Raw genomic sequence first — 17,000 nt, forward strand, 5'->3', positions numbered from 1 at the left:
TTTGGCGGGCAGTCTGAAAAGAGAAGGTTGTCCCTTCTCTTTGATGTGTAAAGTATTATTTTTCGTTAGAAGCCCATTTGTAAGAGAAATCTCCACCAAACTTGTGAGCAATAATACCTTTAACTGAATCTTTTTGTAAATATGCACGACCGCGTTGATAAATTGGAGAAATACCAGCTTCATCCATAATAACTTTTTCAGCTTCTACCATTTTATCCCAACGTTTTTGTGGATCTGCTTCTTTCTTCGCAGCATTTACAAGCTCATCATATTTAGGATTTTTGTAATCCATTTCATTGAATGCGCTGTTTGATAAGAACATATCAATGAATGTCATTGGATCTGGATAATCCGGACCCCATCCTGAGAATGAGAAGTCATATTCTAATGATTTCTCGTTATCAAGCTTGATTTCAAACGGTTGTGGAGCTACAGTAATTTTTAAACCTGGTAAGTTCTTCGTAAGCTCACCTGCGATATACTCAGCAGCTTTTTTACGTGTCGTATCGTCATATGAAAGCATTTTTAACTCAAATTTATCTTTACCTAATTCTTTTTTAGCTTCTGCCCATAATTTTTGAGCTTCTTTAACATTATATTTGTTGAAGTCTCCATTATGGTCACGGAAATCTTTAGAATCTGGACCTTTTACCCACTCAGAAGGTACTAACCAGTATGCAGGTTTAGACCCATCATTTAAGATCGATGATGTGATCGCTTCTTTATCATAAGCTAAATCAAAAGCTTTACGAGCTTTAGCATTTTTAAAGATTGGTAGTTTCTCATTAAAACGGAAGAATACTAAACGAGCATCTAATTGAGTTTTGTATTCTGGATTGTTTTTATACTTATCAACGTACTCAGAATCTACCATTACTTTATCAATATCGCCGTTTTCATATAAGTTAACTGCAGCAGATGTATCTTTAACTACATTGTATTTAATCTCATTTAACTTAACAGTATCCTTGTCCCAATATTTTTCATTTTTCTTTAATGTAAAGCTTTGCTCATGCTTCCATTCACTTAATACAAACGGACCATTATATAATTGAGTATTTGCTTCTAACCCATATTGATTTCCTTTAGATTCAACCCACTTTTGGTTTTCAGGTAAATATGTTCCAAAAGTAGTTAATTGTAAGAAATAAGGTGTAGGTTGTTCTAGAGTAACTTGTAAAGTTTTATCATCAAGTGCTTTTACACCAAGTTGATCTTTTGGCATTTTACCATTGAAGATTGCCTCAGCATTTTTCACATAATATAAAATGAATGAATATTCAGATGCAGTGTTAGGATCTACAGCACGTTGCCAGCCATAAACGAAGTCATTAGCAGTTACAGGCTCACCATTTGACCATTGTGTATCACGTAAATGGAACGTATATGTTAGGCCATCTTTACTAACTTCAATCGAATCTTTATTAGCAACGCCATCTACTACTTCGTCACCTTCACCTAAACGAAGTAAACCTTCATTTACGTTGTTTAAAACTTCGAATGACATTGAATCAGTAGTTTTTGCTGAATCCATAGAAGGAATCTCAGTGGTTGTAGTTAATCTTAGTGTTTGCTTCTTATCTTTCTGAGAATTAGTTGCCGTTTTTTCTGTGTCTTTGCCACAAGCCGCTAGTACCGTACTTAGTACTAATAAACTTGAAACAGTTGTTGCTAATCTACGCTTCATTAGAGCACCTCCATATATTAGTGATTATTCATTAATTTACTTATTTTTCTGAAAAATCACTTATTACTTTTTCAATATACTACATACTTTTCAGAAAAAAAAGTATTTTTTTAATATTTAATTTATTTTTTGTAAAAATTTCTTAAAATCTTAGTTCAAATCTCATAATTTTTCTCGTTTTTATGTAGTTCAATATGATTGTCTTACTATTCACATATTTTTTCGGCGCAAAATCTATAAACTTTATAAGATTTTATGTCGATTTTACAAACATTTAATGATCTTCATTATTAGTTTCCATTATTACTAAATTTTGGGTTATAATATATTCTATGAATTTGTACATATATATTTTTTATATCAATTTTAGGAAGTGAATGTATGATAAGAAAAAGTATCCCAAACCTGTTTACACTTGGGAATTTATATTGTGGTTTTCTATCGATCGGCTTTGCAGCTAAAGGAGAATTTAGAAATGCTGCTATTCTTATTTTAATAGGAATGATGCTCGATAGTATGGACGGTCGAGTTGCTAGAGTTTTAGGTGTGCAATCACAATTAGGAAAAGAATTAGACTCCTTAGCAGATATCGTTACATTTGGAGTTGCACCCTCCTATTTAGTGTATTGTACTCAATTTTCAAATGAAGGTATTTTAGGTCTAGGAATTGCTGGGTTATTCCCATTATTTGGAGCATATAGGTTAGCTCGATTTAATGTGACGCCTATTTCAACATCATTGAAATATTTTACTGGAGTACCTATTACAGCTGCCGGTGGTCTTGTCGCCTTTTTAACATTATTCGGAAGTCGAATACCACAAATTGTTATCATTACAGTATTCGTCGCTTTAGCATTTTTAATGGTTAGTAGAATTAAAATTCCAAGTTTTAAAGATATACCACTCCCAAAATATGCAACAATTATTACTATATTTTTAGGATACGCTTTATATCTTGTATGGCATGCTAAAAAAGAACAATGGCCATTCTTTATTTATATAGCAATTCCACTCTACATCTTCTTTATATTCTTTCAATTTTTTAAAAGTAAAAAGAAGCAATCTAGTAGTGAAAATCAAAAACCTCGTAAATTCCGTTTGAAAAGAAAATCATAATAAAAAGTATGTTTTGATGAATTATTCCTCATTAAAGCATACTTTTTTATTTTATCCGTTTACATTAGCATTTTCCTTGCACATTAGAACTTACTGTTCTATAATGACAAAGTGTTAAATCGTATTTATTACGATTTTGTTTTTAATTAAATAGCCAACTTAATTGTATGATAAAAATTATCTTACATTTTTTTTCATGTATAAAAAGGAATGATTACGAATTAAACTATTTTAATCTATTTTCGTTTATAAATACCCTCAATATAAAATACTAAGACGATTAAAATTTTTAGGGAGAGAGCCAAATGAAATTTAAAAAATTAGCAATTGCTACTTTGCTATTAACTGGAGCAGTTCTATCAGCCTGTAATAAGGACATAAATCAGCAAAGTACTAAAAATAAAAATAAACTTACAATTTATACAACAATTTTCCCTTTACAAGACTTTACTGAAAAAATTGGTGGTAAATATGTTGATGTGCATTCCATTTACCCTACAGGTGTTGATACTCATGATTTTGAACCAACTTCAAAACAAATTGTTAAAATCGCAAACTCAGATTTATTTGTATACAATGGTGCTGGTATGGAACCTTTTGCAGACAAAATTAAAGATACATTAAAAGATAACAATGTTGCAATCTTAGAAACAACAAAAAACATTGAATTAATCAAGTCAAATGAAGAACAAATTGAAGAAGACGAAGACCATCACGATGTAGATCCACATGTTTGGTTAGATCCTACTCGTGCTAAAATTGAGGCTCAAAATATTAGGAACGAATTAATAAAATTAATGCCAAAAAACAAGGAATATTTCGAAGCAAATTATGACAAAATTGATGGTCAATTTGATGAACTTGATAATGATTTAAGAAATTTAATTTTACATTCAGAACGTAAAGATATCGTTGTTTCACATGCTGCTTATGGATATTTGGAGCAGCAATATGGTATTGAACAAATACCAATCACAGGTCTTTCCCCTTCTCAAGAACCTTCACAAAAGGATTTAAAGAAAGTTGTTGATTTTGTAAAAGAACACAACGTTAAATATATTTTATTCGAAACTTTTGCAACACCAAAAGTAGCTTCAGTCGTAAAAGAAGAAACTCATGCTCAAATCTTAAGACTTAACCACCTAGCAACGATTTCAGAGGATGATGATAAAAAACAAAAAGATTATTTTGATTTAATGCAAGAAAATATAGATACGCTAGATAAAACGTTGAATAACCGCTAAAAAGGACCCAAGTTCGGGTCTTTTTCTTAATTAGTTAAACAATTTTCACATCATTATGCACAGCTTCAGATTTTTTCCTCATTTCTTTAAACATCACTTCAAATAAATATGCTCCAATTAAAGCTAGAATCGTAATTAAGATAAATGTCCATTTATATCCTATCAAGCCAGCAAGTGGAATGGTTAAAGGTGCAATAGTTCGTCCAAATGACCATCTTAAACCAGCTGCTGCAAAATACTGACCACGTTGACTTTCTGGAGCAATTTTTGCAATAAATGAGTTTTGATTTCCTACAACTAATATTTCTCCTAAAGTAAAAATTGCCATCGCAATAAATATTACATATGCTGAAAGTGTGAATCCAAACAAAAGCATCGAAAAAGCATAGCAAACAGATGAAGCAAAAAATAAAAATCTTTCATTAAACTTATTCGCAAATTTTGTTATTAAAACCGTAAATAATGCCACGATTAAACCGTTTTCAGCAATAGTCCAGCTAAATAAAGTTTCACTATTTGTTTTTAAAGTAAAATCCCCTAAACTAAATAATGTTTGAGCAGGTATACTCTCTTTTATATAAACCGCTAACAATAAATCTAATTGAGTAAAAGTTTGAGAGATTAATATTCCAGCAGCAACAAATAAGAAAAAAACCTTGTCAGTAAAAATAATACGATAATTCTTTATTTGTTTAATTAAAACATTTGAAAAAGAAGCTTCCTTTACTTGCCTTACAGAATCTGGCAATGACTCTTTTATTAATAGAAGAATCATAATTGAAACCATAAAAAATATAACCGAAGAAATAGCAAATAATAAAAATCTTGCTTTGAAAAATAAGATTCCTCCGATTATTGGGCCAATAACAACATTAATATTAATCATTGTATAAAAAACAGCGAAGACTAAATTCCTTTCATCTTTGTCCTCAACTGTATCTGCAACCATTGCCGAACTTGCTGGATTATAAAGCATCCCAGTTACACTAATAATTGCAAATCCTAAAAAAGTTAACCATGGAGAATTTAGAATTGGCGAATTTGCAATTGTTAATAAAATCATACCTCCAGTTTGAATAAAAGCTGAAATTACCATCATACGTTTTCGGCCATACGTATCAGCTAAATATCCACCGACTAAGTTCGCAATAACTCCTACAGCTTGAGAACACATTAGTAAGATCCCCGCTGTCACTTTACCTAATTCTTCAGCAAAATAAATCGCTAAAAATGGTAAATACATCCAAAAAAATAGTCCAAAGAAAAACTCAGCAACAAGCCTTACTTTCATATTAAAATTCCATTTAAGTATATTCATGATGTACGTCCCCCCAACCTTCTCACTTTAACATAATTAAAAAATGTCGTAAATTGAATTTTAATTGGGACATCCTTCTTCAAAGAAATCATACTCAGATAGAAGTATTCATTTGAAATGTTTATAAACTTTTACTTTGGAAGCATGTCTATTTTCCTAATAAGTATCATACAATTTAGTACTACATTTAGGAGGAAATCCTATGAAATTCAACTTTAATAAAGAAGCACGTAATATAGCTTTTACATACGTCGGGACTGTAATAGGAGCAGGTTTTGCTACAGGTAAAGAAATCGTGGAGTTCTTTTCAGTTAATGGGGTATATGGTGCAATTGGAATTCTTTTTGCCACCATTTTATTTTGTTGGTTTGGAACTAAAATAATGACGATTGCACATACATATAAATTAAATTCTGCGCAGCAATTTAATGTACTAATATTCGGAGAACTTGGAGGAAATATCATTAATGGCCTTTTATTCTTTTGTCTAATTGGCGTTACAAGTGTAATGCTGTCGGGTGCTGGTGCTGTATTTAAAAATTATTTACATTTTGATTCTTTCATCGGCTCATTTTTATTTATTGTTTTAACTTTTATGGTATTAAGAAAAGGGACAAGTGGTTTATTCAGTTTAAATAATACTGTAGTCCCAATTATGTGTGCCTTTATTGTTGCAGTTTTTATCAACTCACATTTACCATTCTCAATGCACGAAATAACAATGGATCATATTTTACCTTCAAATGATCCACTTAACTTCTCAGTATTTACAAAACCAATCACATATGTTTGTTTAAATATGGCATTAGCTCAGGCAGTATTAGTTCCAATTGGTTCTGAATGCAAAGAGAAATCTTCAATTATTCAAGGAGGAGTTTTAGGCGGATTAATATTAGGCACAATCTTATTACTAATTCACATTAATGTAACAGGTGTATCTAATTTTCAACAATATGAAATTCCAATGGTTGAAGTAATCAAAAAAATCCATCCCATTTTCTATTACTTTTTCTTAATGGTCATTTTAGCAGAAATTTTCACTACCTTAGTTGGAAATATATACGGCATGTCTAGACAAATTAATTCATACATCCAAATAAATACAAATCTACTTGTAATTATCTTACTAATTTGCTGCCTATTTATTAGTATAATTGGTTATGGTCCACTATTAACTTTCTTATACCCACTGATCGGTTGGATCAGTTTTCTTGTCATTCTTACTTTACTTAAACCGAAAAGGTCTTAATCACAGTCATCGCAAACTTCATAATACAAACCAAATTCAATGTGCAACTTTGGTTTCCATTGAATCTTAAACATCCTGCTTTGCCAACGTTCTAATACAAATTGAATAGAATTTTCTTCAAGATCGTTAATTAAAATCATTTGATGAATTTGTAAGCTCTTCACAGAAAAGCGATTTTCATTGTCGATATACCAATCAATCGTTAACTCATCATATTCATTTATAATAAACTTAACATAATTACTTGGTTTATCTATCAGATTAATCTCGCTAAAGATCCCTTCATCAGTCACAATAATTGGATAATCACCTTTATCATTTTTTACTAATTTTATTTGAAAGGTATTTTCTAAAAAACAAATCATTTTGTCACCTACTAATTTATTAAGATATGTTGATAGTTTAACAAATAAAGACAGGAAAAGACAGGGATATGCAAGACCGTGGATTTTGTTTAAGGAAAGTAGTAGGAAAAGAATTTTCATAATCTATTTTGTGCAAATACTACTTTTTTTGAGTTACCTTGGCCACATGTAAATAAATGGCTCTGTTAAAAAGAATGTTGATTTTCCATTNNGAATTTAACTAAAATCAACAATTAATATTAACAGAGCCAAATAAATAAAAAGGATTACTCTTTATTAAAACTCAAGAGTAATCCTGTTTTTTTATTTTCGATTGTATATAGCTTTATATTTAGACCATGTGTTTCTTCTTTCTTTCATTAAGCTAACAAATTCTGGTTTACATTCGTCTAAATTAGTTAACGCTGTAAGTTCGTTATTTATCCATTTTGTAACAATACCTTCTGTAGTATAAATTAAATATTGGTATTCTAAGTAACTTCCCAACGTTGATAAGTTTATTTGTTCAAAAATATTTTCTGCAAATCTGTTTGAAAACGATACATATACCGGTCTAGTACCAACTCGATCCAAATCAAGAACATGTACAATTTTCCGATTACAGTCTATACATAATGAATATACGGAAGGAACAATTCCACCAGTTAAAAAAACTTGTTCATTGCTATAGAATTCCTTCACTCTAATCCTCCTATTACCTTTGTATAAAATTATATGCAATAAAAAATAGAAATGACTAGATAAATTTCATTATGCTTGACTTTATTTAATCGAATTTTGAATAAATATGATTTTCCCCGCTTCATTAAATTTTAAAGAAGCTTCAAACTCTTTACCGTCTTTTGAAAATCCTTTTATCATTTCTGTTGTATCACCATTTAATAGTTGCTTCATGATTGATTTTGTAATTGTTTTTCCTAATATTTTTTTGGAAATTGTAACATCACATTTTGTTTTTTGAAATTGATCACAACCATAAAATGATCCTTTATCAACCATTTTCCCATCACATTTAATACATTTTCCAACACTTGAAGATTTTTTCTTCGGACCAAACTTTGAATTTTGCATCTCTTCAATTCTATAGCCTGAAAAATTCCATATTTTCTCGCTATCATATGCATCAAGAATGATCTTTTCAGTTAATTTTTTTGTTTGTTCCATAAAATCTTGACCACTTGCTTTACCTTCACCTATTTCATGTAATCTCTGTTCCCATTTTGCAGTCATTTCAGGGGAAGTCAATATATTTTCTCCAAGTGCATAAATGATCAGTTTCCCTTTATCAGTCGCGAAAACTTGATTTTTCTTAACTTCAATATATTTTCTATTTTTTAATGTACCAATAATCCCAGCTCGCGTTGCTTCAGTACCTAACCCTTCAGTTTTGTTTAAAATCTTTGTTAGTTCAGGATCATCAATATGTTTGCCTGCAGACTTCATTAAAGTAATTAACTGACCTTCTGTATACCTTTTTGGTGCCTGAGTCTTCTTTTCTTTTACCTCAACTTTTTTCACTAGTCCTTCTTGTCCAGTTTCTACATGGGGTAAATTTTGTTCTTCATTATTTTTTTCTTTCGATTTTTCGAAAATGACTTTTCGCCAACCTTCTTGAACCATTATTTTTCCTTTTGAACTAAAAGTCGCACGTCCGTCTACAATTGTATGAATTGTAGTATAGTCAAAAATCGCACTAGGATAATGTGCGCTTATTAATCTATTGACAATTAATTCATATATTTTCAATTCTTCATCATTCATTTTATGAATATTAGGTACTTGCTCAGTAGGGATAATTGCATAGTGATCAGTTACCTTTTTCTCATTAACAAAACGACTATTATTTAAAATAGATTGGTTTGGTAAAGGAAAGAATTGTGAAAACTGCTCAATATTTTCAAGCTTTTTCAATATCTCTGGCAGCATCATTGCTTCTTCTTTCGTAATAAAGCTCGAATCTGAACGTGGATATGAAATATTCCCTTTGACATAAAGTTTTTGTGCTATCTCTAGTGTTTTCTGTGGTGAAAATTTATATTTACTGTTAGCATCTGCTTGAAGAGCAGATAAATTATAAAGAAAAGGTGGATGAAATTCTTTTCTCTCTTGTTCAATGTCAGTAATTTTTACGTTTTTCTGATCACAAAAGCTAGCAATTTTTTCAGCTAATTCATAAGTCTTAATTTTAGATTCTGTTTCATTATGCCATTTTCCAAAAAACTTTTGCTTATCGAACTGAAATGTTGCATAAACCTCCCAATACGGTTCAGATTTAAAGGCTTCAATTTCCAATTCTCTTTTGACAATAAGAGCTAATGTTGGTGTTTGTACCCTACCTAAAGAAAATACATCCTGTATCCCCTTTTTTTGTAGATGTAATGAATAAACCCTTGATGCATTCATTCCAACTAACCAATCAGCACAAGCTCGACTATAAGCCTCAAAAAATAAGCTTTTTGTTTCACTTTCATCTAATAATTGACTAAATCCTTTTATTACTGCATTTTCAGTTAACGAAGAAATCCAAAGTCTTTTCATTGGCTTTCTATTTCCAGCTAAATTTAAAATAAGGCGAACAATATGTTCTCCTTCCCGTTCACAGTCACCCGCAAGAATAATCTCAGTAACCTCATCTAAGTGGACTAAATTCTTAATTATTGAAAACTGATCCCATTTCCCTTTGGAAACTTTATGTTGGAAACGATTTGGAATAATTGGTAGCGTATTTAAAGACCACTTTTTCCATTTATCATCATATTCTTCTGGTGATAACAACTCACATAAATGTCCAATAGCCCAAGTTAAATAAGCACCTTTTGGAAAAAACTCATTTGGTTGGATAATTAAGAATCCTTTTTTCTTTTGAAACTTAAAAGGTGCAGCAAGCTTTAAACCTTGATCAGGCTTCTCGGCAATAATTAATTTCATTTTCTTCCTCACATTTTTAAACTGATTTTTTATTCATAACGCTATATGTTTAATATAGTTATTATATAACTTATGTAATGGTAGGAAAAGATTTTAAAGGCATTATAGGTTGGATGTACGCTCAAGCGATAGGGTGGAAAAATCAAGAAGAACTCGTAATGTAGGTAAGACAGTAATGCAGTACAAGGAGTACACATACCCTTGCACTGCATTTAAATTTTTCTGTAATCCTGCCTTTTAGCTACAAGCTGGATTTCGAGGGATTTGTATAAATTCTACTTCTTCTAATATTTTAATTCGTTTTGTTACAATTACAACATAATTAGCAGTCCATATATATTGAGGAAAGTTATTTTCATCGACCATCATTGCTTGAAATGTATCATTCATCATTTCTTCAAATTTTTCTTCAGTTATTAAATCATTTTCAATTTGAAATTCAATCCATTCACAATGTATCATTTTCATCTCTCCGTCTCTTTTTAAGGTGAAAACATGATTGATATTTTATAGTAATTTGGTTACTTACTATAGTTGAAGTATATCATGTTCAATTTTATTTGTGAATTATTTCACAAATATATTTTTCTTTTTTTTTATTTTATGAATTAATTATGTCTATTGAATGTATATTTTGATATTAAGCGCTTACTTGACTTATATTCTTAATAGTTGTATATTAATTTCAACATTTATTTTTATAATATTAATAAATGGAAATTCTTTCGCGCTTCATGTGCAATGTTTTAGGAGGAAAAGAAAAATGCAAGGAAAAGTAAAATGGTTCAACAATGAAAAAGGTTTTGGATTCATCGAAGTTGAAGGCGGAGACGATGTATTCGTACACTTCTCAGCAATCCAAACTGAAGGATTCAAATCTTTAGAAGAAGGTGCAGAAGTTTCTTTTGACATTGTTGAAGGTAACCGTGGACCTCAAGCTGCTAACGTAGTAAAGATCTAATTAAAACTTGACTACATAGAGGACTGATTCGTCAGTCCTTTTTTTATTTTTGTCTCTGTATAATGTCTTTATTTCCAATCTCCAAAATCCCCCCTCGTGTTCAAGATAGAATTCAGGCTTCACGTTCGAAGTTCACAAAAAACCCACTGACCCTCGCTTTGATGAACTCTAGTACTAGTTCTTTGTCAAGTGGTGGTACACCTCAATCCAATTTCACTAAGTGCGAATAATCGGTTCCTTATGTTGAAAGTAGTGGACAAAACCTTCACACTGTTCATGTATTCTTAAAGTCCAATTCTGGAATCGCTCCTTCACCATTGAATAGTTTGTTCGATTCAACTTACGAGCCAAGCTTTGTAAAAGTGTTCTAAACTCTTCATTGGATGCTTCTTTCTAACAGCTTTCTTGTCCGAACAAGAACTTCGGGAAAATCCCCATTTAATGAATAAGAAAATCCACATTATTTTTTAATAGAGCCATTAAGAAAATAAATAAACGTCGTCTAAACCGAGAACATTCATTTGTTCTCGGTTTTTGTCCCAAAATTGATAAGGGTTATTTGATCGTTAAAAATTGGTATTAATTTAACTGTGTGTGTGATTTAAATCACATACAGATAAATTGTAATTCAGTATTATGAATTTAGATGAACGATGCATATGTTTATTGTCTACTTATATAAAGGAGAGATGAATAATGACGCCTTTTGGAGATTTACATCTTGATTTCGGTGGTATAGCATTTGCTTTAGGATGGTTAGTAATTGTAGTACCTTTTGCAATGTCATTGATTTTCATTACGAAAGAGATGATAATAGGAGACGAAGAAAAATTACAGAATGAGATTAAGCTAGGTGTTCATGACTATGCTAGGTCTTACAAAAAAACATTCGTAACAGAAACAAATGATTCGCCACAAATGGATACATCTATTTCTAAAACGCCGTTAATTATTAAGTTGGTAGGTCTTATAGTTAGTGTACTTATCACTTTTGTTACAGTTAAAGGTATATACGGTGATGGGGGTACTGATTTAACTTCGATTGGTCTAGTATTAATGTGGAGTCTGTTCTTTCTCACCCAAGGGGTTCTTTGGTGGGTTGCTATTTCACAAGGCAAGCAAGACGTTTATCAAGACGTTACAAATCAAAGAAGTTTGTAAATAACGTAAATAAAACATTTAAACCGAGAATATTCATTTGTTCTCGGTTTTTTTTGTGCCAAAATTTCATGATTAACAAAAAAAGTTCCTACCCATACGTCTAAGGATAAGAAACTTTTCAATTCGTGGGTTTGGCCCCCTTAAACTAAACAGCACACCCTTACTTATAGAAGCATGATTTGGGCTGGTTGGGACATAGATCCAGTATAACAAGCGAACCTATAACACTATGAGGAGTATTTGGGGAACTTCTTACACGTATTTACTCTTGTCGTTGTTTGTCAAATGTCTCGTATGATGAACTTGTACCGAAAGCTAATGCATTGAAAACCGCTACTAATACTATAAGACAAAAAGTACCTCCAGCAATCCATATCACGTTCTAATTCACCCTTTCATTTTAAATTTAACTTTGTTTCTCACAATAATTACCATAAATATCCAATTTAATGTTAATACTTTTTCAGTTATACGTCTATTCCTTTATTAAAAAAAGCGTCACTACTATAACTCTTGCTGTTGAACGCATTGCATTAGTTTCAATAAGAATCAATTAAGAAAACCATTTATTTACAATTATTATTCCTATAATTGAAATTCCATATAGTGACCAAGCAATTATCTTGTTACCTTTTGGCACCTCTTTATTTTTAAAAACTTGAACAAACTTATATGTTAAAAATATAAGTACAAAGATTGATAATACCAGTACTTCATTCATTTACAAATACCTCATTTCTACAATTTTTCTTTAAAATATTGTTTCAATTTCTTTTTAAGAACTTGTTAATTTTGTCGATATCCTTTAATACTTTTACAATTCATATTTGACAATAAAATTTTCTGTTCTTAAATTCCTTTACTTTGTGAGTCCAATCATGAATGAAATAATAACAACCAGGTAACCAACAGGAATAATGATTAAATTAGTCGCCGATGCTTTTTTCCAAAAGCCTCTTTTGCTATACCAAGAAGCTAAAGCCGAAGCCAAATATCCAATGATGATTATCAATATCCACAATTGCCCAATTTGTTTTCCAACTAGAAAATTGTAAAATCAAAAAAGTGGCAATTAGGATTAACTTTTGTTATATGTATAATTTTACCTTATTTTTCCATTCTCTTCATTATAATTTCTTATTGATCTAAAATGCCGTTTACTACAATAAAAAAGCCGCATAGTGGCAGCTTATGCTCTTCAACTACTGCAATGCTTTAGTTGAAGAAAATTTACTTATAATTCAATAATGTTTCAATTGCAGTAACTAATTGTGCATCATCTTTATTTGTCTTTCCTACTATTTCACTAGTTGTGAAACTCATTGACTTTTTGTCTTGATTATACAACGTAACACTGTATAACCATCCCTTTACAATAGTGTTTTTATTTTGGGAAACTTTACTATCTTTAATATCACTAATAAATTTTTTTATTGCCTTCTGTTCTGTAATTACTATGTTCTCTCCATTCTGGCCGTTAGTAACTCCAATTTTATTAATTTCATTTAAATTTCCGTGATATACCTCTGAAAAACTCTTGTAATCCGTGTTACAACCAGATAGTAATGAAAATACACTAATACAAAGAAGTATGTATATAATTTTTTTCATATTTACCCCACCTTCAATATTTTTAAGTTAATTATATCAACTTAACGACTTTTGTAATTTGGGGGAATTTCACCTTTTTTCATAGAATTTCAAATAATCCTTATGTAACTAAACCGCCATAAAATTGCTTAAGGAAATCAACAAACTACTTTAATAAAGCCTATTTTTTTACATAAATAGCCTTATTTCTAAAAACTATTTTTATCAATTCTAAAGATATTCAAAAAAAAAAATACAAAAAAAACTGTCCCCTTTCATGATTCCTATTAATTTGGGAATACTACGAAGTGAAATAAGGAGGGTGTTTATGTCAAACTTTAATAATTTTGAAGATGTAGAAATGAAAGTTAAAGCGGCGCAAAGACTTGTAGGTTATGCTACCATGAGCATGGACAAGCAACAGCTAACTGATGCATCAACTGCAATAAGTCAAGCAAGAGAACAGCTCGAAAAAATGAAGGGCCTTGCAACTGATTTAGATGATGAGTTTTTAATGAAACAAGAAGAAGATTTAACCCAAGTTGAGCATCAATTACGAGAAGCTCAGATTTAATTTGAAAAAGGTACTTGATCACTATCTTAGGCTGTCGAAGAAGTCGACAGTCTTTTATTTTGTCTAATTCCTAAAACATTGTGCAACTTAAATAAGTTTTTCATTTTGATGATTTATTGGGACTCGTTAACATCATGCCTTCGTAGTTTAATTAGACACAGCAGGCGACACCGAGGATGCTCAGGTCTAGCCTCATGGAAAGCGAGTATCCTGTTAGTAGAAATCAACATCACTACGTTTCCTTTACGAAAATTTGACTATTACAAACTATTCTTCAACAACGTAAAAAAGAGGCACTTAAATAGTACCTTCTTAAATCAAAGATCAAAAATTCCAAGTAAATAATCAGTTAATCAGCAGTCTGATGTAGTTGCTTACCGATGTTTTTTATTTTTTCTCCAATAGTACATTTGTTAATACAAAATGATTGAGCGAATTTCTGGCTATGGTCTTTTCTAAAATGTTTATAAACAAAACAGCCATCACAATATGTTTTTAATAAAGTATCTATTTCCTCTAAGATTTCTTTTCGATCCATGACATCATTTCACCTCTTCATGTGACTTCAATTGTACTCATTATCTTATTCCCTTTTAGAGCTTGCGTTGCTAGATTATGAGCTTCTTTATTATCATTTCGTTTAATCAATTCCAATTGTAGGGTTAATTTTAAGTTTTTACATTTTCTTTCGATTCGATTTATGAACCTTTCATGTTGTTCTTCATAACATGGCCAATCTCCACTTAACTGATTAATAACTACTTGTGAATCTCCTTTAATGACAATCGTTTGTCCAGTAATATTCATTTCTTCTAATAATAAGATTGCATTTTCAATGCTTGCGAATTCTGCCTCATTATTTGTCAATAATCCATCTAATTTTTCATTAAACCTTCTTCGATAGTTTTTACCATTTTGACTAAAGTATAAGCATACACCTATTCCAGAAATAGAAGATGATAAGTCAAATCCCCCATCAAAAAATATTGTAACATTATGAGGTTCTTCCTCAAGCTCTTTTATATACTTAAGTACTTGTTTCTTCGACCAGTTTGAATCGAATTGATCTAAAAAAATAATTTCTTTTGTTCTGCCTGTACTTTCAAAATCTTCCGCTAAAAGTAGTGCTTCTTTAATTTCTAACCAATCAGTTTCCAGTGAAATTTGATATTTCTTTTTAGTTTGGTATTTCCATATGATCTTTAACTTCATCCTACACACCTTTTCTATAGGTTTATTTAATAAGAAACATAAATATAGTCTCAGGATTTTCTTACTTTATTCCTGACTCACAGCCCTATTCACTGTCTAATCAACTACTCTATAATTCATCAATATTAGCCAATTGACATCAAATTATAAGGAATGAAATTAATTAAAATTTAATTATCAAAATTGATTTCATATTTTAAGTTTTCATTTTTTTAAATATATACTAAAATGATACATATCTAAGTGTTGGAGGATTACTATGATTGAAGTTTATATTGACGGAGCTTCCAAAGGAAATCCCGGTCCATCAGGTGCAGGTATTTTCATAAAAGGAATTAAAGAACCTGTTTTTTTAAGTATTCCATTAGATTCGATGTCTAATCATGAAGCTGAGTTTCATGCATTATTAATTGCACTAGATTATTGTGTCAAAAATAATTTATCAATTGTTTCATTCCGAACGGATTCAAAAATCGTTGAAGAGAGTATTGATAAGAAATATTCTAAAAACGATTTGTTTATTCCTTTATTAGAGAAATCTCTTTATTTAATTAATCAACTTGATCTTTTCTTTATTAAATGGATTCCATCAAGCTCTAATAAGGTTGCAGATGAACTTGCTCGAAAAGCCATTAAATAAAAAGGAATGGACTAAATGAAAAATAAATTAATCGCTTTTTCTTCTTTACTCTTTGTATCATTCTTCTGGGGTTCTTCGCTGTTTATTGTCAAAGAAACACTTAAGTTCGTCCAGCCATTTACATTTAATGCATTGCGATTTATTGTTGCAGCAATTGTATTATTTACCGTTCAAACTTTATTAAATCGTAAAAAAAATAAAAGATATCGTGGAAAAGATGGTTATATTTTCCCTGGTATCGTTATCGGATTATTTTTATTTTTTGGATTTGTATTTCAAACATTTGCATTACACTACACATCAATATCTAAATCGGGTTTTATAATAGGTATTAGTGTAGCAATTGTTCCTTTTCTTTTATTTTTTAAATATAAGAAAAAGCCTACTTTTCGGGAAAATTTATGCGCAATCATTGCCTTCATCGGTATATTTTTATTAACTCTTTCAACAAATTCTAAGTTTAATTCCGGTGATATTATTTCCTTGTTTAGTGCGATCGCGTTCGCATTACATATTATTTATTCAACGATTTACTCACCTAATTATAATTCACTACAGCTTGCAACAGTACAAATAACTTTTGTAGGGTTAGCCTCTTGGACATTTGCTTTAATCTTTGAAGATTGGCAGGTCATATTCAATCATGAATTATGGACAAATAATTTTTTCATTTTTTCGATCTTATTTACTGCCATTTTTTGTACCGCTACAGCTTTCTTTATCCAAATGTTTGCTCAACGTACGATTAGTGCAACTGAAGTAGGGATCATATTAGCAACTGAGCCAGTATTTGCTGCGATTACAGGATATTATTATGGTGGAGAAAGACTACGAGAAATTGGTTTTATCGGTTGTATTTTAATCTTAATTTCTACGATCGTAACTCAAATTAGAAAGAATAAAAGCAAAAAGCAAGGTGTTAAAGAAGAAAAAACCATTCACAATATGTGAATGG

General features: G+C 30.5%; 18 protein-coding genes. 8 read left to right on the forward strand and 10 right to left on the reverse strand.

The features are described 5' to 3' along the window. Positions 1–55 precede the first annotated feature (55 nt). Complete coding sequence (locus tag COC46_RS15920) at positions 56–1,687, reverse strand: peptide ABC transporter substrate-binding protein (protein WP_098810824.1); 1,632 nt, start codon at positions 1,685–1,687, stop codon at positions 56–58. A 381-nt stretch (positions 1,688–2,068) separates the two neighbouring features. Here COC46_RS15920 and pssA point away from each other — a divergent pair, with 381 nt between their 5' ends. Next, the gene (pssA, locus tag COC46_RS15925) at positions 2,069–2,803 is read left to right on the forward strand and encodes a CDP-diacylglycerol--serine O-phosphatidyltransferase (protein ID WP_098810826.1); all 735 of its coding nucleotides are present in this window, start codon (positions 2,069–2,071) and stop codon (positions 2,801–2,803) included. A 305-nt stretch (positions 2,804–3,108) separates the two neighbouring features. Continuing rightward, positions 3,109–4,047 carry a metal ABC transporter substrate-binding protein gene (locus COC46_RS15930; RefSeq protein WP_098810829.1) on the forward strand — a complete coding sequence of 313 codons (939 nt, stop codon included), beginning with the start codon at positions 3,109–3,111 and terminating at the stop codon, positions 4,045–4,047. 34 nt (positions 4,048–4,081) lie between these two features. On the opposite strand, the gene COC46_RS15935 is transcribed toward COC46_RS15930, so the two are convergent. Beyond that, positions 4,082–5,365, reverse strand: coding sequence for an MDR family MFS transporter (locus COC46_RS15935; RefSeq protein WP_098810831.1), 1,284 nt, complete (start codon positions 5,363–5,365; stop codon positions 4,082–4,084). Positions 5,366–5,567: 202 nt separating this feature from the next. On the opposite strand from COC46_RS15935, the gene COC46_RS15940 reads away from it, so the two are divergent. Next, positions 5,568–6,614 carry a YkvI family membrane protein gene (locus COC46_RS15940; RefSeq protein ID WP_098810834.1) on the forward strand — a complete coding sequence of 349 codons (1,047 nt, stop codon included), beginning with the start codon at positions 5,568–5,570 and terminating at the stop codon, positions 6,612–6,614. Here the strand turns inward: COC46_RS15940 and COC46_RS15945 are convergent. From COC46_RS15945 to COC46_RS15960, 4 genes are all read right to left on the reverse strand, one after another. Next, positions 6,611–6,979: a DUF3979 family protein gene (locus COC46_RS15945; RefSeq protein WP_098810836.1), complete on the reverse strand. Its 369-nt coding sequence runs from the start codon at positions 6,977–6,979 to the stop codon at positions 6,611–6,613. The genes COC46_RS15940 and COC46_RS15945 overlap by 4 nt on opposite strands. Positions 6,980–7,282: 303 nt before the next feature. Then, complete coding sequence (locus COC46_RS15950) at positions 7,283–7,660, reverse strand: hypothetical protein (RefSeq protein ID WP_098810838.1); 378 nt, start codon at positions 7,658–7,660, stop codon at positions 7,283–7,285. Between the two features lie 81 nt (positions 7,661–7,741). Beyond that, positions 7,742–9,907: a DNA topoisomerase III gene (locus COC46_RS15955; RefSeq protein ID WP_098810840.1), complete on the reverse strand. Its 2,166-nt coding sequence runs from the start codon at positions 9,905–9,907 to the stop codon at positions 7,742–7,744. A 237-nt stretch (positions 9,908–10,144) separates the two neighbouring features. After that, positions 10,145–10,369, reverse strand: coding sequence for a hypothetical protein (locus tag COC46_RS15960; RefSeq protein ID WP_098810868.1), 225 nt, complete (start codon positions 10,367–10,369; stop codon positions 10,145–10,147). 301 nt (positions 10,370–10,670) lie between these two features. Here COC46_RS15960 and cspD point away from each other — a divergent pair, with 301 nt between their 5' ends. Then, positions 10,671–10,868 carry a cold-shock protein CspD gene (cspD, locus tag COC46_RS15965; protein ID WP_088072155.1) on the forward strand — a complete coding sequence of 66 codons (198 nt, stop codon included), beginning with the start codon at positions 10,671–10,673 and terminating at the stop codon, positions 10,866–10,868. A gap of 696 nt (positions 10,869–11,564) precedes the next feature. Further along, on the forward strand, positions 11,565–12,029 hold the full coding sequence (locus tag COC46_RS15970; RefSeq protein WP_098810842.1) for a hypothetical protein: 465 nt from the start codon (positions 11,565–11,567) through the stop codon (positions 12,027–12,029). Positions 12,030–12,582: 553 nt separating this feature from the next. On the opposite strand, the gene COC46_RS22305 is transcribed toward COC46_RS15970, so the two are convergent. Both COC46_RS22305 and COC46_RS15975 read right to left on the reverse strand, forming a co-directional pair. After that, a complete protein-coding gene (locus COC46_RS22305; RefSeq protein WP_176545188.1) occupies positions 12,583–12,750 on the reverse strand; it encodes a hypothetical protein in 168 nt (55 codons plus the stop codon). A 509-nt stretch (positions 12,751–13,259) separates the two neighbouring features. Continuing rightward, positions 13,260–13,640, reverse strand: a complete 381-nt coding sequence (locus COC46_RS15975; protein WP_098810844.1) for a hypothetical protein — start codon at positions 13,638–13,640, stop codon at positions 13,260–13,262. A gap of 307 nt (positions 13,641–13,947) precedes the next feature. On the opposite strand from COC46_RS15975, the gene COC46_RS15980 reads away from it, so the two are divergent. Continuing rightward, entirely contained in the window at positions 13,948–14,193 is a 246-nt protein-coding gene (locus COC46_RS15980; protein ID WP_098810846.1) for a DUF2564 family protein, read from the forward strand. 349 nt (positions 14,194–14,542) lie between these two features. Here the strand turns inward: COC46_RS15980 and COC46_RS15985 are convergent, their stop codons facing one another. Both COC46_RS15985 and COC46_RS15990 read right to left on the reverse strand, forming a co-directional pair. Then, entirely contained in the window at positions 14,543–14,731 is a 189-nt protein-coding gene (locus COC46_RS15985; RefSeq protein WP_098810848.1) for a zinc-finger domain-containing protein, read from the reverse strand. Between the two features lie 17 nt (positions 14,732–14,748). After that, positions 14,749–15,405 (reverse strand): reverse transcriptase-like protein, encoded by a 657-nt coding sequence (locus tag COC46_RS15990; protein ID WP_098810850.1) that lies wholly within the window; start codon positions 15,403–15,405, stop codon positions 14,749–14,751. 259 nt (positions 15,406–15,664) lie between these two features. Between COC46_RS15990 and COC46_RS15995 the strand changes: the two genes are divergently transcribed. Beyond that, on the forward strand, positions 15,665–16,045 hold the full coding sequence (locus tag COC46_RS15995; protein WP_098810852.1) for a reverse transcriptase-like protein: 381 nt from the start codon (positions 15,665–15,667) through the stop codon (positions 16,043–16,045). A gap of 15 nt (positions 16,046–16,060) precedes the next feature. After that, positions 16,061–16,996 carry a DMT family transporter gene (locus COC46_RS16000; RefSeq protein ID WP_098810854.1) on the forward strand — a complete coding sequence of 312 codons (936 nt, stop codon included), beginning with the start codon at positions 16,061–16,063 and terminating at the stop codon, positions 16,994–16,996. The last annotated feature ends 4 nt before the right edge of the window (positions 16,997–17,000 follow it).

This window comes from Bacillus sp. AFS041924 (genome assembly GCF_002577195.1).
Taxonomy (GTDB): Bacteria; Bacillota; Bacilli; order Bacillales; family Bacillaceae_G; genus Gottfriedia.

Bases quoted from the DNA above. Each gene is read 5' to 3' on its own strand.
- COC46_RS22305 (WP_176545188.1), bottom strand. From the start codon at position 12,750: ATGAATGAAGTACTGGTATTATCAATCTTTGTACTTATATTTTTAACA.
- COC46_RS15945 (WP_098810836.1), bottom strand. From the start codon at position 6,979: ATGATTTGTTTTTTAGAAAATACCTTTCAAATAAAATTAGTAAAAAAT.
- COC46_RS15960 (WP_098810868.1), bottom strand. From the start codon at position 10,369: ATGATACATTGTGAATGGATTGAATTTCAAATTGAAAATGATTTAATA.
- pssA (WP_098810826.1), top strand. From the start codon at position 2,069: ATGATAAGAAAAAGTATCCCAAACCTGTTTACACTTGGGAATTTATAT.
- COC46_RS15930 (WP_098810829.1), top strand. From the start codon at position 3,109: ATGAAATTTAAAAAATTAGCAATTGCTACTTTGCTATTAACTGGAGCA.
- COC46_RS16000 (WP_098810854.1), top strand. From the start codon at position 16,061: ATGAAAAATAAATTAATCGCTTTTTCTTCTTTACTCTTTGTATCATTC.
- COC46_RS15995 (WP_098810852.1), top strand. From the start codon at position 15,665: ATGATTGAAGTTTATATTGACGGAGCTTCCAAAGGAAATCCCGGTCCA.
- COC46_RS15980 (WP_098810846.1), top strand. From the start codon at position 13,948: ATGTCAAACTTTAATAATTTTGAAGATGTAGAAATGAAAGTTAAAGCG.
- COC46_RS15990 (WP_098810850.1), bottom strand. From the start codon at position 15,405: ATGAAGTTAAAGATCATATGGAAATACCAAACTAAAAAGAAATATCAA.
- COC46_RS15935 (WP_098810831.1), bottom strand. From the start codon at position 5,365: ATGAATATACTTAAATGGAATTTTAATATGAAAGTAAGGCTTGTTGCT.
- cspD (WP_088072155.1), top strand. From the start codon at position 10,671: ATGCAAGGAAAAGTAAAATGGTTCAACAATGAAAAAGGTTTTGGATTC.
- COC46_RS15955 (WP_098810840.1), bottom strand. From the start codon at position 9,907: ATGAAATTAATTATTGCCGAGAAGCCTGATCAAGGTTTAAAGCTTGCT.
- COC46_RS15985 (WP_098810848.1), bottom strand. From the start codon at position 14,731: ATGGATCGAAAAGAAATCTTAGAGGAAATAGATACTTTATTAAAAACA.
- COC46_RS15970 (WP_098810842.1), top strand. From the start codon at position 11,565: ATGACGCCTTTTGGAGATTTACATCTTGATTTCGGTGGTATAGCATTT.
- COC46_RS15920 (WP_098810824.1), bottom strand. From the start codon at position 1,687: ATGAAGCGTAGATTAGCAACAACTGTTTCAAGTTTATTAGTACTAAGT.
- COC46_RS15975 (WP_098810844.1), bottom strand. From the start codon at position 13,640: ATGAAAAAAATTATATACATACTTCTTTGTATTAGTGTATTTTCATTA.
- COC46_RS15940 (WP_098810834.1), top strand. From the start codon at position 5,568: ATGAAATTCAACTTTAATAAAGAAGCACGTAATATAGCTTTTACATAC.